The sequence below is a fragment of the Geodermatophilus sp. SYSU D00867 genome (assembly GCF_054050315.1).
Window position 1 is genome coordinate 1 of sequence record NZ_JBJGZC010000008.1, and the last position, 18,362, is coordinate 18,362.

22 protein-coding genes and 1 pseudogene are annotated in these 18,362 nt (G+C 75.1%); 11 read left to right on the forward strand and 12 right to left on the reverse strand.

Annotated elements, in window-relative coordinates:
- A pseudogene (locus ACI8AK_RS08955) lies at window positions 1-127 on the forward strand (IS481 family transposase); the annotation flags it as partial.
- Between the two features lie 39 nt (window positions 128-166).
- Here ACI8AK_RS08955 and ACI8AK_RS08960 read toward each other — a convergent pair.
- Both ACI8AK_RS08960 and ACI8AK_RS08965 read right to left on the reverse strand, forming a co-directional pair.
- Complete coding sequence (locus ACI8AK_RS08960) at window positions 167-559, reverse strand: DUF3037 domain-containing protein (protein ID WP_456955916.1); 393 nt, start codon at window positions 557-559, stop codon at window positions 167-169.
- Entirely contained in the window at window positions 556-1,413 is an 858-nt protein-coding gene (locus ACI8AK_RS08965; protein WP_387986331.1) for a HipA family kinase, read from the reverse strand. Before ACI8AK_RS08965 ends, ACI8AK_RS08960 begins: the two co-directional genes overlap by 4 nt.
- A gap of 463 nt (window positions 1,414-1,876) precedes the next feature.
- Between ACI8AK_RS08965 and ACI8AK_RS08970 the strand changes: the two genes are divergently transcribed.
- The 3 genes from ACI8AK_RS08970 to ACI8AK_RS08980 are packed head-to-tail and all read left to right on the forward strand — an operon-like array spanning window position 1,877 to window position 5,856.
- On the forward strand, window positions 1,877-4,069 hold the full coding sequence (locus tag ACI8AK_RS08970; protein ID WP_456955918.1) for an MMPL family transporter: 2,193 nt from the start codon (window positions 1,877-1,879) through the stop codon (window positions 4,067-4,069).
- A 54-nt stretch (window positions 4,070-4,123) separates the two neighbouring features.
- On the forward strand, window positions 4,124-4,672 hold the full coding sequence (locus ACI8AK_RS08975) for a DUF1990 family protein (RefSeq protein ID WP_456902296.1): 549 nt from the start codon (window positions 4,124-4,126) through the stop codon (window positions 4,670-4,672).
- 29 nt (window positions 4,673-4,701) lie between these two features.
- Complete coding sequence (locus ACI8AK_RS08980; RefSeq protein ID WP_456955920.1) at window positions 4,702-5,856, forward strand: serine hydrolase domain-containing protein; 1,155 nt, start codon at window positions 4,702-4,704, stop codon at window positions 5,854-5,856.
- On the opposite strand, the gene ACI8AK_RS08985 is transcribed toward ACI8AK_RS08980, so the two are convergent.
- From ACI8AK_RS08985 to ACI8AK_RS09000, 4 genes are all read right to left on the reverse strand, one after another.
- The gene (locus ACI8AK_RS08985; RefSeq protein WP_456902294.1) at window positions 5,853-6,200 is read right to left on the reverse strand and encodes an iron chaperone; all 348 of its coding nucleotides are present in this window, start codon (window positions 6,198-6,200) and stop codon (window positions 5,853-5,855) included. The genes ACI8AK_RS08980 and ACI8AK_RS08985 overlap by 4 nt on opposite strands.
- 73 nt (window positions 6,201-6,273) lie before the next feature.
- A complete protein-coding gene (locus ACI8AK_RS08990; protein WP_456902293.1) occupies window positions 6,274-7,017 on the reverse strand; it encodes an ABC transporter permease in 744 nt (247 codons plus the stop codon).
- Window positions 7,014-7,916, reverse strand: coding sequence for an ATP-binding cassette domain-containing protein (locus ACI8AK_RS08995; protein ID WP_456902292.1), 903 nt, complete (start codon window positions 7,914-7,916; stop codon window positions 7,014-7,016). The genes ACI8AK_RS08990 and ACI8AK_RS08995 overlap by 4 nt, the downstream gene beginning before the upstream one ends.
- A 40-nt stretch (window positions 7,917-7,956) precedes the next feature.
- Window positions 7,957-8,775: a formate/nitrite transporter family protein gene (locus tag ACI8AK_RS09000; RefSeq protein WP_387986351.1), complete on the reverse strand. Its 819-nt coding sequence runs from the start codon at window positions 8,773-8,775 to the stop codon at window positions 7,957-7,959.
- 23 nt (window positions 8,776-8,798) lie between these two features.
- Between ACI8AK_RS09000 and ACI8AK_RS09005 the strand changes: the two genes are divergently transcribed.
- Window positions 8,799-9,518 carry a monooxygenase gene (locus ACI8AK_RS09005; protein ID WP_387986353.1) on the forward strand — a complete coding sequence of 240 codons (720 nt, stop codon included), beginning with the start codon at window positions 8,799-8,801 and terminating at the stop codon, window positions 9,516-9,518.
- On the opposite strand, the gene ACI8AK_RS09010 is transcribed toward ACI8AK_RS09005, so the two are convergent.
- Window positions 9,503-10,033: a GNAT family N-acetyltransferase gene (locus ACI8AK_RS09010; RefSeq protein ID WP_387986356.1), complete on the reverse strand. Its 531-nt coding sequence runs from the start codon at window positions 10,031-10,033 to the stop codon at window positions 9,503-9,505. The two genes, ACI8AK_RS09005 and ACI8AK_RS09010, sit on opposite strands and share 16 nt — an antisense overlap.
- A gap of 81 nt (window positions 10,034-10,114) precedes the next feature.
- Between ACI8AK_RS09010 and ACI8AK_RS09015 the strand changes: the two genes are divergently transcribed.
- The gene (locus ACI8AK_RS09015) at window positions 10,115-10,267 is read left to right on the forward strand and encodes a hypothetical protein (RefSeq protein ID WP_456902291.1); all 153 of its coding nucleotides are present in this window, start codon (window positions 10,115-10,117) and stop codon (window positions 10,265-10,267) included.
- A gap of 12 nt (window positions 10,268-10,279) precedes the next feature.
- Here the strand turns inward: ACI8AK_RS09015 and ACI8AK_RS09020 are convergent, their stop codons facing one another.
- Complete coding sequence (locus ACI8AK_RS09020) at window positions 10,280-11,062, reverse strand: FAD-binding oxidoreductase (protein ID WP_456955922.1); 783 nt, start codon at window positions 11,060-11,062, stop codon at window positions 10,280-10,282.
- Window positions 11,055-11,663: a sulfite oxidase-like oxidoreductase gene (locus ACI8AK_RS09025; protein ID WP_387986365.1), complete on the reverse strand. Its 609-nt coding sequence runs from the start codon at window positions 11,661-11,663 to the stop codon at window positions 11,055-11,057. Before ACI8AK_RS09025 ends, ACI8AK_RS09020 begins: the two co-directional genes overlap by 8 nt.
- Before the next feature lie 156 nt (window positions 11,664-11,819).
- On the opposite strand from ACI8AK_RS09025, the gene ACI8AK_RS09030 reads away from it, so the two are divergent.
- The 5 genes from ACI8AK_RS09030 (at window position 11,820) to ACI8AK_RS09050 (ending at window position 16,417) form a co-directional block, all read left to right on the forward strand.
- Complete coding sequence (locus ACI8AK_RS09030) at window positions 11,820-12,524, forward strand: succinate dehydrogenase cytochrome b subunit (RefSeq protein ID WP_387986368.1); 705 nt, start codon at window positions 11,820-11,822, stop codon at window positions 12,522-12,524.
- 11 nt (window positions 12,525-12,535) lie between these two features.
- On the forward strand, window positions 12,536-14,482 hold the full coding sequence (locus tag ACI8AK_RS09035) for a fumarate reductase/succinate dehydrogenase flavoprotein subunit (RefSeq protein ID WP_387986370.1): 1,947 nt from the start codon (window positions 12,536-12,538) through the stop codon (window positions 14,480-14,482).
- A gap of 53 nt (window positions 14,483-14,535) precedes the next feature.
- Window positions 14,536-15,255, forward strand: coding sequence for a succinate dehydrogenase/fumarate reductase iron-sulfur subunit (locus tag ACI8AK_RS09040; protein WP_456955923.1), 720 nt, complete (start codon window positions 14,536-14,538; stop codon window positions 15,253-15,255).
- 114 nt (window positions 15,256-15,369) lie between these two features.
- The gene (locus tag ACI8AK_RS09045; protein WP_387986375.1) at window positions 15,370-15,876 is read left to right on the forward strand and encodes a winged helix-turn-helix transcriptional regulator; all 507 of its coding nucleotides are present in this window, start codon (window positions 15,370-15,372) and stop codon (window positions 15,874-15,876) included.
- The gene (locus ACI8AK_RS09050) at window positions 15,866-16,417 is read left to right on the forward strand and encodes a PaaI family thioesterase (protein ID WP_456955925.1); all 552 of its coding nucleotides are present in this window, start codon (window positions 15,866-15,868) and stop codon (window positions 16,415-16,417) included. Before ACI8AK_RS09045 ends, ACI8AK_RS09050 begins: the two co-directional genes overlap by 11 nt.
- A 1-nt stretch (window position 16,418) precedes the next feature.
- Here ACI8AK_RS09050 and ACI8AK_RS09055 read toward each other — a convergent pair whose 3' ends face one another.
- From ACI8AK_RS09055 to ACI8AK_RS09065, 3 genes are read right to left on the reverse strand one after another with little or no spacing between them, the layout of a single operon-like run.
- A complete protein-coding gene (locus ACI8AK_RS09055) occupies window positions 16,419-16,748 on the reverse strand; it encodes a DUF6204 family protein (protein ID WP_387986381.1) in 330 nt (109 codons plus the stop codon).
- 33 nt (window positions 16,749-16,781) lie between these two features.
- Window positions 16,782-17,567, reverse strand: coding sequence for a glycoside hydrolase family 16 protein (locus ACI8AK_RS09060; protein ID WP_456955927.1), 786 nt, complete (start codon window positions 17,565-17,567; stop codon window positions 16,782-16,784).
- Window positions 17,564-18,184 (reverse strand): LURP-one-related/scramblase family protein, encoded by a 621-nt coding sequence (locus ACI8AK_RS09065; RefSeq protein ID WP_387986385.1) that lies wholly within the window; start codon window positions 18,182-18,184, stop codon window positions 17,564-17,566. The genes ACI8AK_RS09060 and ACI8AK_RS09065 overlap by 4 nt, the downstream gene beginning before the upstream one ends.
- Window positions 18,185-18,362: the final 178 nt, after the last annotated feature.

The window sequence follows — 18,362 nt, forward strand, 5'->3', positions numbered from 1 at the left end:
AGAACGCGCCGCTGCCTTGCCCGCCTGGCTACACACCTACAACCATCACCGCAGCCACACCGCGCTCGACGGACAGCCACCGATCAGCCGCACCACCGTCAGCAACGCAGCTGGGCACTACAGCTAGGCGGAGGACCCCGTCCGGGCCCGGCCCGCCGGACGGTGCTCAGTCCTCGACCGGCAGCACCAGCAACCGCAGCAGCCGGTCGGCCTCGGCGTCGGGGTCCTCGGTGAGCCCGGTGTGCACCGGGCCGGGCTGGACGACGGTGCTGCGCGGCGCGGTGAGCCAGCGGAACCGCGAGCCGAGCGCCTCCCGGCCCGCGGCGCCGGCGGCGGGGTCGGCGGCGCACACGTCGGCGGCGGCCTGCAGCGCACGGCCGATGGCGGCGGGGTCGGCGGTCGGGTCCAGCGCGCGCAGCCGGTCGACGTCGAGGTTCACCCGGCTGCCCAGGTAGTCGCGCTGCCGGCAGTAGACGAGGACGCCGGCGTTGAGCGCCTCGCCCCGCTCCACCCGCGGCACCACCCGCAGGACGGCGTACTCGAAGGTCTCCCGGCTCACCGCTGGGTCACCCCCGGCGGCGGGGGCGGGCCCAGCCACGCCGGCCGGTTCTCCCCGCGCGGCGAGCGGCGGCGTGCCCCCGCGCCCGCGGCGGCCGCGGCCACCACGCCGGGCAGCCACGCGTCGCGGGCGGCCAGGCGGGCCAGCAGCTGGGACGCGTAGCGCTCCCGGACCGCGGCCGGCGGCTCGCCGGGCTCCGGTCCCTCGAGCCAGTCGTCGGGCACCTGTGCCAGCACCCGCTCCAGCAGCGGCCGGGTGACCCGCGGCGCGAGGTCGGCGTCGGCGGCGCGCAGGTCCGGCGAGCACTCCACCAGCGCGTGCTGGGCGGCGTCGTAGGGGCGGGCGACGGCGGCCGGCGCCCCCGCCCACGAGTGGTGGAAGGTGAGCGCGGCGCCGTGGTCGATCAGCTGCAGCCGGCCGTGCCAGAACAGCATGTTGGGGTTGCGCCAGGACCGGTCGACGTTGCCCACCAGCGCGTCGAACCACAGCACCCGGCCGGCCAGCTCGGGCTCGACCTCGCCCACCCCGGCCTCGAAGTCCAGGGCGCCGGGCAGGTAGTCCAGCCCCAGGTTGCGCCCGGCCGAGCGCTGCAGCAGCTCCTGCACCTCGGGGTCGGGCTCGCCCACGGCCAGCTCCGGGACGACGTCGACGGTGACCAGCGCCGGCACCGGCAGCGCCAGCGCCCGGGCCAGCTCGCCGCACACCACCTCCGCCACCAGCACCCGCACGCCCTGGCCGGCGGCCCGCCACTTGACCACGTAGGTGCCGAGGTCGTCGGCCTCCATGAGCCCGGGCAGCGAGCCCCCCTCGCGCAGCGGGGTGACGTAGCGGGTGGCGGTGACGGCGGGCAGCACAGTGCCGGTCAACCTACGCCGGTCCGGATCCCGACCACGGGCCCGTTCCGGGCCGTGTCGCCCGAGGGCCTGCGCGACACACCGCTCACCCGTCCAGGCGGGCCACGCGCCCCCGCCACCCCGCCGCCGACCCGGCCGGGGCGTCGAGGCGACGATCCCGCGTCGCTCCGCCTTCCCCGACGCGGACCCGACCGTCATGCTGCGGCCGCACGGGGACGTGCACGGCTGTCACACGCTCCCGGGGCACCACGGGGGCGACGGGCGGAGCGCGCTGTGGACGGACGGGGTCGGGTGCGGGTGCTCCCCCGGTGCCGGCTGTCCGGTGTCACGCCGGACCCCGAGCCGCGCCCGTGTCGCCGGGACGACGGCCCCCGCTCCCGCGTCCCCCGACCATCGGCGGACGCAGGGCTGCCGCCGCCGGCCGAGGGGTGACCGGCCCGGCCACCGGGACGAGGGAGGGACCGTGTTCGAGGCACTGGGTCGCGCCGTGTACCGGAGGCGCCGGTGGGTCCTGGCGCTGTCGGTGGCGTTCGTCGCCTTCGCCGGCGTCTGGGGTACCGGCGTCTTCGGCCAGATGACCGGCGGCGGGTTCTTCGACCCCGACAGCGAGAGTTCCCGGGCCGCCGAGGTGGCCGAGCACGAGCTGGGCCGCAGCGCGGCCGACGTCGTCGTCCTGTACTCCAGCGACGCGTCGACGGTCGACGACCCGGCCTACGCCGAGGCGGTCACCTCCACGCTCGGCGCCCTGCCCGAGGACGACGTGCTGCGCACGGTGTCCTGGTTCGACACGGGCGCGTCCTCCCTGGTGAGCGAGGACCGGCGCAGCACCTACGCCGTCCTCAGCCTGCGCGGCGACGAGGACGGGCGCGAGGACGTCCTCGACGCCATCGAGGGCGACCTGGCCGCCCCTGGGCTGACCACCCTGATCGGCGGCGAGGTGACCCTCAACCGGGACATGAACGTCCTGGTGAGCGAGGACATCGCGACGGCCGAGACCATCTCGCTGCCGGTCCTGGCGGTCCTGCTCGTGGTCGTCTTCGGTGGCCTCGCCGCGGCCGCCCTGCCCCTGGCGATCGGGGTGACCGCGATCCTCGGCTCGTTCGCGGCCCTGCGCGCCTTCGGACTGGTCACCGACGTGTCGATCTTCGCGGTCAACGTGGTCACCGTGCTCGGCCTCGGGCTGGCCATCGACTACGGGCTGTTCGTGGTCAGCCGGTTCCGCGAGGAGGTGCGCCGGCAGGCGACGGTGGAGGACGCCCTCGCCCGGACCATGGCGACCGCCGGGCGCACGGTCGCCGTCTCCGGCATCACCGTGGCGGTCTCACTCGCGGGCCTGCTGATCTTCCCGCAGGTGTTCCTGCGGTCGATGGGCTTCGGCGGGATGAGCGCCGTGTTCATCGCGATGCTCGCCGCGCTCACCCTGCTGCCGGCGCTGCTGGCCGTGCTCGGTCCCCGCGTCGACGCCCTGTCGGTGCGGCGCCCTGTGCGTCGACGGCGGCGCCCGGCGCACGCGGACGTCGAGCGGAACGGGGCCTGGTACCGCATCGCGCACAGCGTCATGCGCCGTCCGGTCCTGTACACGCTGGTCGTGGGGGCGCTGCTCGTCGCGCTGGCCCTGCCGTTCACGCGCGCGGAGTTCGGCGGCATCGACGTGCGCGCCATGCCCGAGGGCGCGGAGAGCCGGGTGGTCGCCGAGACGATCGAGCGGGACTTCCCGCCGAGCCCGTCCGGTCCGGTCGAGGCGGTCCTCACCCTCCCCGCTCCTGCCGACACGGCGGAGGGCAGCGCTGCGCTGCAGTCCTACGTCGCCGCCGTCGAGGCCGTCCCACGGGTGGACGGCGCCACGGTCGCCGAGGTCGCCGGCAGCACGGCACGGGTGGTGGTCGCCGCGGACGTGAACGCGATGGGGGCCGAGGGCCGGGACCTGGTGGCCGCGGTCCGGCAGGTGCCCGCGCCGGACGGCGCCGAGGTCCTCGTCGGCGGCACCGGCGCGGTGTACGCCGACCTGCTGGACAGCCTGGGTGCGCTGCTGCCCTGGATGGCGCTGCTGGTGGCGGTGACGTCGTCCGTCCTGCTGTTCCTGGCCTTCGGGTCGGTCGTGCTGCCGCTCAAGGCCGTGCTCGTGAACGTCCTGTCGCTGGGCGCCTCCTTCGGCGCGCTGGTGTGGATCTTCCAGGACGGCAACCTCTCCGGCGTCCTGGGCTTCACCCCGACCGGGTTCATCGAGGCCACCTCACCGATCCTGGTGCTGGCCATCGTCTTCGGGCTGTCGATGGACTACGAGGTCTTCCTCATGTCCCGGATCCGCGAGCAGTACGACCTGACCGGCGACAACACCGCCGCCGTCGCCACCGGGCTGCAGCGCACCGGCGGGATCATCACCAGCGCGGCACTGCTGCTGCTCGTGGTGATCGGCGCGTTCTCCGTCTCCGGCGTCGTGCTGATCAAGATGATCGGCGTGGCCATGCTCATCGCCATCGTGGTCGACGCGACGGTGGTGCGGACCCTGCTGGTACCGGCGACGATGCGGCTGCTGGGCCGGGCCAACTGGTGGGCGCCGGGGCCGCTGGGCCGGCTCTACGCCCGCTACGGCATCCGCGAGTCCGACGTCGCGCCCGTGCACGCGGCCGGCCGGCACCTGGCCGGGGTGCGCTGAGCCGGCGGCGCCGGCCACCGCCCGTCGCCGTGGCACGGCGCACAGACTCGGCCCATGGGTCTCCTCCGTGCCGTCTCCCCCGCCGACCTGCGCGACGCGCCGCTCACCTACGCCGAGGTCGGCGCCACGCGCGCCGCCGAGCTCCCCGCCGGCTACCGCACCGGCACGTGGACCGAGGTCGTCGGCTCCGGCCGCGCGGCGTTCGAGCGGGTCGCCGCGGCGGTGTTCGCCTGGGCGCCGCAGCGCAGCACCGGCCTGCGGGTGCGCGCGACCGGCTCGCCCGGCGAGGTCGGCACCGTCGTCGTCCTCACCGCGGGGCTGCCGCGGCTGGGCTACGACATCCCCTGCCGGGTCGTCTGGGCGTCGACGACCGGCGACGAGCGCGGCTTCGCCTACGGCTCGCTGCCCGGCCACCCCGAGAGCGGCGAGGAGTGCTTCACCGTCCGGCTCGACCCCGGCGGCGACGTCGTCGCCTCGATCCGGGTGTTCTCCCGGCTGGCCTCCCCCGCCGCCCGCCTCGTGCCGCCGGCGAGCTGGGCCCTGCAGCGGCTGGCCACCGCCCGCTACCGGGCGACGCTGCGCCGGGCCGCCCGCGACCGATGAGCCCGGGCTCCCCGGGCGGTCACCCCTGCATGGGTCCGGCCGAGGAGATCGAGCAGGTGGTGTCCGGCGCCGTGGCGGCCGGGGCGGTGCCGGGCGCCGCGTGGCTGGTGCGGCGCGGGGACGAGGTGGCCCGCGGCGCGGCAGGCACCCACACCCCGGGCGGGGACGACCCGGTCGCCCCGGACACCGTCTTCCGCATCTCCTCGGTGACCAAGCCGGTGGTGGCCACGGCCGCGCTCACCCTCGTCGACGACGGCACGCTGGCCCTCGACGAGCCGGTGGACCGGCTGCTGCCCGAGCTGGCCGGCCGGCGGGTGCTCGCCGACCCCGCCGACGCGGGCGCGGGCACGGTCGAGGCGCGGCGGGCGGTCACGGTGCGCGACGTCCTCACCTCCCGGCTCGGCCTGGGCATCGACTTCACCGCGCCGTGGCCCACCCCGACCGTCGCCGCGCTCGGTGAGGCGGGCCTGCCCGCCGGGCCGCCGGCACCGCAGGCCGCTCCCCCGCCGGACGAGTGGCTGCGCCGGGTGGCCGGCGTCCCGCTGGCGCACCAGCCCGGCGAGCGCTGGCTCTACCACACCGGCGCGAGCGTGCTCGGCGTCCTCGTGGCCCGCGCGGCCGGCCGGCCGCTGCCCGAGGTGCTCGCCGAGCGGGTGCTGGTCCCGCTCGGGATGACCGACACCGGCTTCGGCGTGCCGGCGCCGGCCCGCGGCCGGTTCGGCCCGCACTGGACGCCGCCGGACGAGCGGGGCCGGCGGCAGCTGTACGACCCCGCCGACGGCCAGTGGGCGTCCCCGCCGCCCTTCCCCGACGGCGGGGACGGCCTGGTCTCCACCGTCGACGACCTCGCCGTCCTCGCCCGGGTGCTGCTCGCCGGCGGGGAGCCGGTGCTGCGCGAGCAGACGGTGCGGGCGATGCTCACCGAGCAGGCCGGCCCGGTCGACGACGAGGGCGGCGGCTGGGGCCTGGGCCTCGGCGTCCGCCGCACCGACGAGCCCGGCGGCCGGCACGCCGGCTCCTTCGGCTGGGACGGCGGGCTGGGCAGCACCTGGTGGACCGACCCGGTCACCGGCACCACCGCGGTCCTGCTGACCAACCAGATGTGGTCCTCGCCGGCGCCGCCGGCGCTCTTCGAGGCCTTCCGTTCGGTGGCCTTCCGCGCGGTCGCGTCCGGTCCCCGCTAGGCGCGCCGGGCCGCCACCGCCGCGGCCACCCGCTCGACCAGGTCCTCGGGCACCGGGCGGCGGTAGGGCAGGTGCACCGCGTCCTTGCCCGAGCGGTGCGGCGCGACCTCGGCCTCCAGGTCGCCGTCGAACAGGGGCACCGGGTAGAGCGCCGCGTGCCGCTTCCAGGCGGCGTAGTGCAGGCCGTAGCGGCCGCCGAGCACGGCGGCCGGCATGCCGTAGCGGATCGTCTCGGTGGCCCCGGGCATGCCGCGGAGCACGGCGGCACGCACCTGCTCCAGCGCCGTCCGGGCCTCCTCGGGCAGGGCCGCCAGGTACTCCTCGACGGTGGCGGGGACGGGCATCGCGGGCTCCTCGGGGTCGCGCGGCTGCCGGGATGCTGCCGGGTGGCCGGCTCGGGCGCCAGACCGCGCGGCGCTAGGCGTCGCGGCGCTCGACCAGGCCCGCGCCCAGCACCCAGGCGGCGACCGCCCACGCCGCCGACACCGCCAGGCCCACCTGCCAGCTCGTCGGGACGGCGAGGAAGGGCTCCCCGCCCACCCGCAGCGCCGGCAGCGCCTGCGACAGCAGCTCGGCGGTCCGCCCGCCGGCCAGCGCCAGCGCGGGCGGGGCGACGAACACCAGCGCGACGCCCAGCCCGAGCGCGCCGGCGGTCGAGCGCAGCACGGCCCCGAGCCCGGCGGCGAGCACCGTCACCAGCACCGCGCCGGCCACCTGCAGGCCGGCCGACCGCAGCACGTCCGGGTCGTCGAGGGGCACGCCGCCGGGCACCGCGACCAGCGTCCGCGCGGCCAGGGCGCACGCGGCCACCAGCAGCGCGGTGAGCAGCGCCGCCCACGCCGCGACGACGGCCGTCTTGGCCCCCAGCAGCCGGGTGCGGCGCGGCACGGCGACCAGCGAGGACAGCGCCATCCCGCTGCCCAGGTCGGCGGTGACCGCGAGCACCCCGAGGACGACGAGCACCACCTGGCCGAAGGCGAACCCGATCAGCGCGACGCCGACCGCGGCGTCCGGGTCCGGCGCCGTCGGCGTGGTGGCCGCGGCCAGCCACCCGAACGCGCCGACGACGAGCAGGTAGACGGCGCTGCACCACCAGGTGGAGCGCAGCGTCCGCAGCTTGGTCCACTCGGCGCGCAGCACCGCCGTCAGGCCGACCCTCACGCCGCACCCGCCCGGTACTCGACGTCCTCGCCGGTCAGCTCCAGGTAGGCCGCCTCCAGCGAGGCGACCACCGGGGTCAGCTCGTGCACCGGCACCCGCGCGGCGAAGGCGACGTCGCCCACCGCGGCCGGGGCGAGGCCCTCCACCCGCAGCGCGCCGTCGGTCTCCAGCGCCACCCCGGCCCCGGCCCGGCGCAGCGCGGCGGCCAGCAGCGGCGCCTGCGGGCTGCGCACGCGCACCGCGGCGTGCCGGCCGAGGAGGTCGGCCATCGGGACGTCGGCGAGCAGCCGGCCGCGGCCGAGCACGACCAGGTGGTCGGCGGTGTCCTCCATCTCGCTCATCAGGTGGCTGGACACCAGCACCGTGCGGCCCTCGTCGGCGAGGTCGCGCAGCAGGCCGCGCACCCAGCGGATGCCCTCCGGGTCCAGGCCGTTGACCGGCTCGTCGAGCAGCAGCACCTCGGGGTCGCCGAGCAGCGCCGCGGCGATGCCGAGCCGCTGGCCCATCCCCAGCGAGAAGCCGCGCACCCGCTCGTGCGCCACCGCGCCGAGGCCGACCAGCTCGACGACGTCGTCCACCCGGGAGGCGGGCAGGCCGTTGCCCTGCGCCAGCGCGAGCAGGTGCGCGTACGCGGTGCGGCCGGGATGGCGCGCCCGCGGGTCCACCAGCGCGCCGACCCGCCGCATGGGCACGTCGAGGTCGCGGTAGGGCACGCCGAGCACCGTCGCCGTCCCGGCGGTGGGCCGGGTCAGGCCGAGCACGCAGCGCATCGTCGTCGTCTTGCCCGAGCCGTTCGGGCCGAGGAAGCCGGTCACCCGGCCCGGGTGCACGGTGAAGCCGACGTCGTCGACCGCGACCCGCGTCCGGTAGTGCTTGGTCAGCCCGTCGACCTCGATCACGCGGACAGTGTGGCGACCGGAGGCCGGGGAGCCCGGCAGGCTAGTCCCGGGCGGCCGCGGCGCGTTCCCGCTGGATCAGCTCCTTGCTGCGCACCAGCCGCAGCAGGGTGACCACGATCAGCCCGCCGGCCATGTTGAGCAACGTGACGTACCAGAACCAGGCCAGCCACTCGCCGTAGCCGAACGGCGCGGTGCCGGTGTGGATCGCGCCGAAGGCCAGCAGCGAGTCCAGGATCGAGTGGAACAGCTGCAGCCCGGCCAGGACGAACGCGCCGGCGACCGCGGCGACGATCTTGGCGCCGTCGGCGGAGGTGCCGTTCTGCATGCGGGTCATGAGCGTGATGCCGACGCCGCCGAGGAAGGCCAGGCACACCGCGCGCAGGTCCAGCGGGGACTCGACGAAGTGCCGCGCCGACTCGACGACGGTGGGCCCGAGCTGCGGGAAGCCGTGCACCACCACCCACATCGCCAGCCACCCGCCGACGAGGTTGCCCACCAGCGTCCCGGCCCACAGCTTCCCCAGCTGCGACCAGCTCGCCCGGCCGGCGACGACGGCGGTCACCGGCAGCAGGAAGCCCTCGGTGAACAGCTCGCTGCGGGCCAGCAGGAGGGCGATGAACCCGATCGAGAACGCCAGCCCGGCCAGCAGGTGGCTGCCGGTCTCCGCGTAGACCGCGAGCAGCGCGAGGACGCCGATCGCGACCTCCAGGCCGCCGGCGAGCCCGGTGGTGAGCACCTCCCGCCAGGTGCGGTGCAGCCGCTGCGCGCCCTGGCTGACCACCCGGTCGAAGGCCTGGACGACCTCGTCCTCCGCGGGCGCGTCGGTGTCGCCGAGCTGGATCCGCCGCTGGTCGGTCACCGTGCGCACCTACCCTCGGCCGCGTGCGTCCATCCGAGCCCGGACCGGTGACCCTGCACCTGTGGGGTGTCCCCGGCCGCGCCGTGCCGCGGGCGGTGCTGCGGATGGCCTCGGTCCGCCCGGCGCTCGCGCGCCTGCCGGGGCTGCGGTTCGCCAAGCTGCTGGGCACCGGCGACGGGCGGACGTTCACCGCCCGCGACGCCGACCCCCGCCGCTGGGGCCTGCTGGCGGTCTGGGACGACGACGCCGCCGCGGACGCCCTCGACGACTCCCCCGTCGCCGCGAGCTGGCGGCGGATCGCCGAGGAGGAGTGGTCGGCGCGGCTGCGCCCGCTGGCGGCGCGCGGGCTGTGGTCGGGCCGCGAGCCGTTCGGCCGGCCGCGGCCGCAGCGCTGGGACGGGCCGGTGGCCGCGGTGACCCGGGCGCGGCTGGTGCTGCGCCGGGCGGCCCGGTTCTGGTCCGCGGTGCCGCCGGTGTCGGCGGACCTGCACCGGGCGCCGGGGCTGCGCATGGCCGTCGGCATCGGCGAGGCGCCGCTGGGCCTGCAGGGCACCTTCAGCGTCTGGGACTCCGCGGCGGCGCTGAACGCCTTCGCCTACGACCGCCCCGAGCACGCCGCGGTGGTCCGGCGGACGGCGCAGGAGCGCTGGTACGCCGAGGAGCTGTTCGCCCGCCTGGCGGTGCTGTCGACCCGCGGCACCGTCGACGGCGCCGACCCCGCGGCGGGTCACAGCTCCACGTAGAGGTGGATCTCCTCGCGGTCGTCGCCGGGGGCGAGCCGGATCGCGCCGGGCATCCGGCCGAACTCGCGGTAGCCCAGCCCCTGGTAGAAGCCCTCGATGCCGTAGCCGCCGCGCACGGTGAGGTGCAGCATCTCCAGCCCGAGGTCGCGGGCGGCGTCGTGCACCCCGCTCATGAGCGCCCGGCCCAGCCCCTGCCCCTGCCGGGCCGGGTGGACCTGCACCCGCAGCACGGTGGCCCAGTGCCGGCGCAGCGGGCTGACCGACAGCGACAGCACCGCCCAGCCGGCGAGCTCGCCGTCCGCGCGCAGCACCACCACCCGCTCGCGGCCCTGCGCCACCCGCTCGAGCAGGGAGTCGAGCACGGGGGCGACGTCGTCCCGGCTGACCGGGGGGACGAAGCCGACCGCGCCGCCGGCGTTGGAGACGTCGGTCCAGCAGGCCAGCAGGGCCTCGCGCAGCTGCGGGTCGACGTCCTCGACGGCGGTGGCCACGGCAGACGGCACGGCGCTCGGCATGCCCCGATTCTCGTCCGCGACGCACGTCACGGACCGCCCGGCCCCTGGACCCGGTGCACCCGCGGGGCCAGGCTCGGCGTCATGACCGACGCTCCCGGCCCCGTCCCGACCCGGCGCTCCGACGAGGACGAGATGCGCGTCCCGTTCTGGATCGTGCTCGCCGGCGTGGGCGCCGGCGCGTTCTGGGCGCTGGCCGGCGTGGCCCTGGGCTCCTGGCTGCGCTCCCGCCGCTGAGCCCGCGGGGCCTCAGCCCGACGAGCCGCTGGGGCCGAAGCGCTCCACCCGCACGTCCGGCTCCGGCACGCCGAGGCCGACCAGCAGCTGGCCGGCCGCCTCGGCGAACGGCGTGGACCCGCAGACGTAGGCGGTCTGGCCCGGCTCCCACAGCGGCACGAGGTCCGCGGCGGTCAGCCGGCCGGCGGGGCGGATCCCCGACGGCTCCCGGGTGGTGACCACCAGCGCCCCGGCCGCCCGCAGCTCGTCGGCGTACGGCAGCTCGGCCAGCGTGCGGGTGGAGACGGCGACCCGCAGCAGGTCCTCGCGGCCCAGCTCGCGCGCGGTGCGCAGCATCGACACGAACGGGACGACGCCGGTGCCCCCGCCCACGAGCAGCGCCGGCCCGTCGCCCTCCCAGACGAACCAGCCGCCGATCGGCCCGCGGACCTCCAGCTCGTCACCCACCTCGACGACGTCGGCGAGGTAGGTGGACACCTCGCCGTCGTCGAGCCGCTCGACCAGCAGCTCGAGCAGCGGGTCCCCCGGCGCCGATGCCAGCGAGTAGGACCGCTGGGCCCGGTAGCCGTCCTCGGCGGTGAGCCGGACGACGTAGTGCTGCCCGGCCAGGTGGTCGACGCGGTCGGGCACCTCCAGCCGCAGCCGGACGGTGCGCGGGGTGGGGCGGTCGACCTCGCGGACGGTCGCCGTGCGCCAGCCCCCGGCCGGTGCCCGCCGCCGCAGACGGGGTGGCGGATCGGTCGGCCCCGCTGCCGGCTCCCCGTCGGCCTCGGGACGAGGTCCTCCCTCAGTCACCCTGGTACCGCTGCTCGCGCCACGGGTCGCCGCGGTCGTGGTAGCCGTTCTGCTCCCAGAACCCCTGCTGGTCGCGCTGCAGGAGGGTCAGCCGGGTGACCCACTTCGCGCTCTTCCAGAAGTACAGGTGCGGCACGAGCAGCCGCACCGGGCCGCCGTGCTCGATCGGCAGCGGCTTCCCGTCGAACTCCCAGACGATCCACGCCCTGCCGCCGGTGACGTCCTCGAGCGGCAGGTTGGTGGTGTAGCCGGTCTTGGACGTCGCGATGACGAAGTGCGCGTCGGCGGTGGGACGGGCGGCCTCCAGCAGGGTGTCCACGCTGACGCCGGCGAAGTGCGTGTCGAACTTGGACCACGTGGTGACGCAGTGGATGTCGCCGCGGTAGTCCGAGGCCGGGAGCCGGTGGACGTCGTCCCAGGTCCAGGTGGTCGGGTTCTCCACCCGGCCGTCGACGGTGATGCTCCAGGTCTCCGGCGCGATGCGCGGGGTGGGCTCGGCGGTCAGCACGGGCCAGTCGCGGCCGACGTCGTACTGGCCGGGGGGCAGCCGCGGGTCGCGCTCGCGACGTCGGCCGAGGAAGCCCCTGGTCGGTCCTGCCACGCGTCCTCCTCCGATGGGGTGGGTGTGCCGACACGCTGCCACGCCCCGGCAGGCGGACACCAACGTCCTGACCAGCGCTGAGGGTTCCCTTACGAGAGGTGAGTCACGTCGTGTTCACATGGCCGACACCGGGGCATGGAGCCTAACTTTGGTGCCGTGGTGACGGTGACGAACTCGGGCCAGCGCAGGACCCCGAAGGTCGCGAAGACCAGCTCGGTCGCGAAGAAGGCCGTGATGGCGGTCAGCGGGATCATCCTGGTCCTGTACCTGGTCGCGCACATGGTGGGGAACCTCAAGCTCTTCGCCGGCGCGGAGACCTTCAACGGCTACTCGGAGTGGATCCGCCGCATCGGCGAGCCGGCCGTCCCGGGCCAGACGGTGCTGTGGATCATCCGCGTCGTCCTGCTGGCGGCCGTGGTCGCGCACATCTGGGCCGCGATCTCCCTGTGGCGGCAGGCCAAGCGCGCCCGGCCCACCCAGTACGTGGCCCGCAAGGCGGTGGCCCAGAGCTACGCCTCGCGCACCATGCGCTGGGGCGGCGTGATCCTGGCGCTGTTCATCGTCTACCACATCCTCGACCTCACGCTCGGGGTCGCGAACCCCGAGGGCCACGACTCCACGCCCTACGACCGCGCGATCGCCGGGTTCTCCAACCCGTTCGTCACCCTGGTCTACGTCGTCGCGCTGCTGGCCCTGGGCTTCCACCTGCGGCACGGCATCTGGAGTGCCACCCAGACGCTGGGTCAGAGCAACAAGACGCGTGAGCGGACGGTCAACGCGTTCGCCACCGTCTTCGCCGTCGTCCTGACCGCCGGGTTCCTGATCCCGCCGCTCAGCGTCCTCGTCGGCATCATCGAGTAGGAGCACTCCCCATGGCCCTCGACCTGTTCACCGTCGGCGACCCGATCGCCGACACCAAGGCCCCTCGGGACGTCCCGATCGGCGAGCGCTGGAGCGAGCGCCGCTTCCGGGCGAAGCTGGTCAACCCGGCCAACCGCCGCAAGCTGACCGTCATCGTCGTCGGCACCGGCCTGGCCGGCGGCTCGGCCGCCGCCACGCTCGGCGAGGCCGGCTACAAGGTCAAGTCGTTCTGGTACCAGGACAGCCCGCGCCGCGCGCACAGCGTCGCCGCGCAGGGCGGCATCAACGCCGCCAAGAACTACCGCAACGACGGCGACTCGGTGCACCGGCTGTTCTACGACACGGTCAAGGGCGGCGACTTCCGCGCCCGCGAGGACAACGTGCACCGGCTGGCCGAGGTCAGCGTCAACATCATCGACCAGTGCGTGGCCCAGGGCGTGCCCTTCGCCCGCGAGTACGGCGGCCTGCTCGACAACCGCTCCTTCGGCGGCACCCAGGTGTCGCGGACGTTCTACGCCCGCGGCCAGACGGGCCAGCAGCTGCTGTACGGCGCCTACCAGGCCCTCGAGCGGCAGATGGCGGCCGGCACCGTCGAGCAGTTCCCGCGCACGGAGATGCTCGACCTGATCGTCGTCGACGGCCGGGCCCGCGGCATCGTGGCGCGCGACCTGATCACCGGCGAGATCAGCACGCACTTCGCCGACGCCGTGGTGCTCGCCACCGGTGGCTACAGCAACGTCTTCTACCTGTCCACGAACGCCAAGGGCTCCAACGCCACGGCGATCTGGCGGGCGCACAAGCGGGGCGCGCTGTTCGCCAACCCCTGCTACACGCAGATCCACCCGACCTGCATCCCGGTGCACGGCGAGTACCAGTCGAAGCTCACGCTGATGAGCGAGTCGCTGCGCAACGACGGCCGCGTGTGGGTGCCCAAGGAGCGCGGCGACACCCGCGACCCGCGGCAGATCCCCGAGGACGAGCGCGACTACTACCTCGAGCGGATCTACCCCTCGTTCGGCAACCTGGTCCCCCGCGACATCGCGTCGCGGCAGGCCAAGAACGTCTGCGACGAGGGCCGCGGCGTCGGCCCCAACGGCCTGGGCGTGTACCTCGACTTCGCCGAGGCCATGCAGCGGCTCGGCCGGCCGGCCATCGAGGCCAAGTACGGCAACCTCTTCGACATGTACGCCCAGATCACGGGTGAGGACCCCTACGAGGTCCCCATGCGGATCTACCCGGCCGTGCACTACACGATGGGCGGTCTGTGGGTCGACTACGACCTGCAGTCGAACGTCCCCGGCCTGTTCGTGATCGGCGAGGCCAACTTCTCCGACCACGGCGCGAACCGGCTCGGCGCCAGCGCCCTCATGCAGGGCCTGGCCGACGGCTACTTCGTGCTGCCGAACACGATCAACGACTACCTGGCCTCCGGCCCGTTCGACAAGGTCGACCCGCAGCACCCGGCCGCGGTCGAGGCGCTCGAGGGCGTCCGCGCGCAGACCGAGAAGCTGCTGTCGATCAACGGCAACCGGACCACCGCCTCCTTCCACCGCGAGCTCGGCCGGCTGATGTTCGACCTCTGCGGCATGGAGCGGTCGGAGGAGAGCCTGCGCAAGGCGCTCGACCGGATCCCCGAGATCCGGCAGGAGTTCTGGACCAACGTGAAGGTCCCCGGCGAGGCCGGGCGCTTCAACCAGAGCCTGGAGCACGCCGGCCGCGTCGCCGACTTCATCGAGCTCGCCGAGCTGATGTGCGTCGACGCACTGCACCGCAACGAGAGCTGCGGTGGTCACTTCCGGGCCGAGAGCCAGACCCCCGACGGGGAGGCCCTGCGCGACGACGAGAACTTCGCCTACGTCGCGGCCTGGGAGTGGACGCCCGAGGGCGTCCCGCCGGTCCTCCACAAGGAGGACCTCGAGTTCGAGTACGTCCACCTCGCCCAGCGGAGCTACAAGTAATGAACCTCAAGCTGCGTGTCTGGCGTCAGCGGAGTGCGGCGGAGAAGGGGCAGATGGTGACCTACGAGGTCACCGACGTCTCCCCGGACATGTCGTTCCTCGAGATGCTCGACGTCCTCAACGAGCAGCTCATCCTGAACGGCGAGGACCCGGTCTCCTTCGACCACGACTGCCGCGAGGGCATCTGCGGGTCGTGCGGCGTCATGATCAACGGCCGCGCCCACGGCAACGGCCTGTTCGACAACCACCCGCAGACCACCACCTGCCAGCTGCACATGCGGTCGTTCAAGGACGGCGACACGATCGACGTCGAGCCGTGGCGGGCGACGGCGTTCCCGGTCATCAAGGACCTCGCCGTCGACCGGTCGGCGTTCGACCGGATCATCCAGTCGGGCGGCTACATCAGCGCCCCGACCGGCACCGCCCCCGAGGCGCACTCGATCCTGGTCGCCAAGAAGGACTCCGACGCCGCCTTCGACGCCGCCACCTGCATCGGCTGCGGCGCCTGCGTGGCGGCCTGCCCGAACGCCTCGTCGATGCTGTTCACGGCCTCGAAGGTCACGCACCTGGGGCTGCTGCCGCAGGGTCAGCCCGAGCGGAACGACCGGGTGATCAACATGGTCCACCAGCAGGACCTCGAGGGCTTCGGCGGCTGCACCAACATCGGCGAGTGCTCGGCGAGCTGCCCCAAGGGCATCTCGATGGAGAACATCTCCCGGCTCAACCACGACCTGCTCGGCGCCCTGCGCGCCGGCGCGCGTCCCAAGAGCTGAACCCGGCACCCCGACGACCGCCGACGGGCGGGGACCCCTCACGGGGTCCCCGCCCGTCGGGGTTCCCGGGGCCGGACGGTGGCGCCGGGTCGGTTCGAGGTGCAAACTGACGGCGTGACCGCGCTCTACGACCTCGCGGACCTGCCCGGCCGCCCGTGCACCATCGCCGCCGCCCTGGAACTGGTCGGCGAGCGGTGGTCGCTGCTGGTGGTCCGGGAGGTCTCGCTGGGCAACCACCGCTTCAGCGACATCGCCCGCGGCACCGGGGCGCCCCGGGACCGGTTGACCGCGCGGCTCAACGCGCTGGTCGCCGCCGGCGTGCTCGAGCGCCGGCAGTACAGCGACTCGCCGCCCCGCTCGGGCTACCACCTCACCGCCTCCGGCCGCGACCTGCTGCCGGTGCTGCAGGCGCTGCTGCAGTGGGGCGACCGCTGGGCCGCCGAGGAGCCGCCGGTGCGGCTGACCCACGCACCGGCCGGGCACGAGGAGCACACCGTCGACGCCGAGTGGGTGTGCCGCACCTGCGGCGAGCCGGTCAGCTCCTCGCGGGTCGAGCGGGTGCTGACGCCGGCCGGCCGCGCGCTGTCCGGGCTGCCGGCGGACGAGACGCATGAGCACTGAGGCCCGCACCGGGACCGACCCGGCCACCGGCGCGCCCGCCGGGTGGGGCGAGCCGCGCTCCCGGACGGTCACCTGGTTCGACCCGCTGGTCACCGCGGCCGGCGGCCGGAAGCGCTCGGGGCTGGAGACGCTGGAGGCGGTGCGCGACGGCGTGCTGCCGCCGCCCCCGATCGCCCAGCTGCTGCAGATGGACCTGGTCGCCGTCGAGGAGGGCCGGGTCGAGTTCGCCTGCGCCGTCGACGAGTCGGTCTACAACCCGATCGGCGTCGTGCACGGCGGGCTGGTCTGCACGCTGCTGGACTCCGTCGCCGGCTGCGCGGTGCACACCACGCTGCCGCACGGCGTCGGCTACACCTCGATCGAGCTGAAGGTGACCTACCTGCGGGCGGTCACGCACGCCAGCGGGCCGCTGACCGCCGTCGGCACGGTGGTCAAGCCCGGCCGGCGGGTCGCCTTCGCCGAGGGGCAGGTCACCGACGCCGCCGGCAAGGTGGTCGCGACGGCGTCGAGCTCGCTGCTGGTCTTCCCGCTGCCGGCCTGAGTCAGCGGCGGCGGATCCGCACGTCGTCGGTGCAGGTGGCCGTCGAGCGCAGCCGCCGCCAGCCCAGGCCCGCGTCCTCGAGCCACCGCAGCGCCGAGAGCTCCCCGGCCGTGCACGCCTCAGCCTCCTCGCCGGGGCCGGGCTCGACCCGCACGACGACGCGGTGGCTGAAGGCGGCGAGGCGGTCGTCGTAGGTCGTCGTCCCCTCCTCGGTGAAGGCGGAGACGAACAGGTCGTGCCCGGCGGCGCGCTCGCGCAGCCAGGCACGGCGGCCGTCGTCGAGACCGTCGAAGACGCCGCGCACGACGACGCGGTAGGTGCGGCTGGACACGGCGGGCGACGGTAGCGGCGCGACCGGCCGCGGTCACCCGGTTTCCCGGCTCCCCCGGAACCGGTCGACGACGAGCTCGGGGACGACGTAGGGCTCCCCCGGCACCGCCTTCTCCGGGAAGTCGAAGACGGCGACCATCGACTGCAGCGGGTAGTCCGGGGTCACCGCGACCTCGCGCACCACCCGCCCGTCCACGGAGAACGCCGCCCCGTCGGGCCGCCAGTCGACGGCGTAGGTGTGCCAGTCGGCGACGTCGATGCCGGGCCGGGGCGCGGCGAAGTCCTCGGCCAGCCGCGGGTCGCGGAACGGGTGGGTGCCCATCCCGACGGCGGCGCCCTCGACCGGGTCGACGGCGTCGCCGAACACCTCCATCACGCACAGCTCGCCCGAGCGCTCGGGCACGTCCTCCAACCCGACCAGCCACCAGGCGACCATCGACCGCGGCGTCACAGTGGCGCGGGCGCGCATCTCCAGCCGCCCGTACCGCGGCGTCCAGCCCCAGTGCGCCGGCTGCTCCTCGCGGACGACCGCCCCGGGCCGCACCGGCTGCTGCCCGACCGTGCTGCCGACCGGCCCGGAGAAGACGCCGGACTGGATGCCCGAGATCCGCAGCGGCGGGTGGTCGTCGGGGCACCACAGCGGGGTGTCGTCGGGCAGGTGCAGCCGCAGGCAGGAGTCGCGGACCTCGTAGCAGGCCGCCGTCGCCGCGCGGGAGCTCCACTGCGGCAGGTAGTGCGGGACCCAGACGTCGCGGTCGAGGTCCTCGCCGTCGAAGTCGTCGCAGAAGTCGTCGCAGAAGTCGTCGCGGGGATCCGTCATCGCGACTGCAGCGCGTCGAGGGCCACGGCCATGGCGGCGGCGACGCGGAAGTCCAGCCGGGGGTCGGGGACGGTGACGTCGTAGCGGTCGCGGATCGACTTCCGCCGCTCGACGACCAGCACCGGCCGGCCGGTGGCGGTGTCGACGAAGTCGAAGTGGAAGACGAACGGCACCCAGACGTCGCCGAGGTAGGGGATGAGCTCCCACACCCGCCGCAGCACGGCGATCACCGGCCGCCGCTCCCGGCCGACGGCGGTCAGTCCCGGCACCGACAGGTCCCAGGTCGAGCGCAGCAGGCTGGCGCCGAACCGCTTGCTGAACGTGCCGAGCGGGCGGCCCTGCTCGTCGAGGACGTCGTGCTCGGCGTGCACGTCGAGGCGCTGGCGGGCGCGGAAGGAGAAGACCGGCCGGGTGCGCTCCTCGTCGGCGGTGAAGACCACCTCCTCCTTGAGCTTGAGCCGCTTCTGCTGCGCCATGGCCAGCAGCTCGCCCTCGGTGCCGTCCGGCCCGACGGCGCGGACCTCGTAGCGGTTGACCATCACGGTGATCCGCTGACGGACGGCGAAGCGCGGGACGACCATCGCGGCGCGGGGTTCGTCGGCGTACGGCACGGTCACAGCGGCACCTCCGGGCTCGGGTCCAGACCCCCATCGTGGTCCCCGCGTCCAGGACACGCCGTGCGCAACCAGGTCGAACACGAGAATCTCGTTCTCACCCAGCGAGGGCACAACCGCTGTGCCAGGGTCGGCCTCAGGTGGAGCGGGTCCACCGACAGGAGTCGCGGAGGTCGTGGTG

Bases quoted from the DNA above. Each gene is read 5' to 3' on its own strand.
- ACI8AK_RS09060 (WP_456955927.1), bottom strand. From the start codon at position 17,567: ATGACGGATCCCCGCGACGACTTCTGCGACGACTTCTGCGACGACTTC.
- ACI8AK_RS09040 (WP_456955923.1), top strand. From the start codon at position 14,536: ATGGTGACCTACGAGGTCACCGACGTCTCCCCGGACATGTCGTTCCTC.
- ACI8AK_RS09010 (WP_387986356.1), bottom strand. From the start codon at position 10,033: ATGCCGAGCGCCGTGCCGTCTGCCGTGGCCACCGCCGTCGAGGACGTC.
- ACI8AK_RS09050 (WP_456955925.1), top strand. From the start codon at position 15,866: ATGAGCACTGAGGCCCGCACCGGGACCGACCCGGCCACCGGCGCGCCC.
- ACI8AK_RS08980 (WP_456955920.1), top strand. From the start codon at position 4,702: ATGGGTCCGGCCGAGGAGATCGAGCAGGTGGTGTCCGGCGCCGTGGCG.
- ACI8AK_RS08985 (WP_456902294.1), bottom strand. From the start codon at position 6,200: ATGCCCGTCCCCGCCACCGTCGAGGAGTACCTGGCGGCCCTGCCCGAG.
- ACI8AK_RS09015 (WP_456902291.1), top strand. From the start codon at position 10,115: ATGACCGACGCTCCCGGCCCCGTCCCGACCCGGCGCTCCGACGAGGAC.
- ACI8AK_RS08975 (WP_456902296.1), top strand. From the start codon at position 4,124: ATGGGTCTCCTCCGTGCCGTCTCCCCCGCCGACCTGCGCGACGCGCCG.
- ACI8AK_RS09035 (WP_387986370.1), top strand. From the start codon at position 12,536: ATGGCCCTCGACCTGTTCACCGTCGGCGACCCGATCGCCGACACCAAG.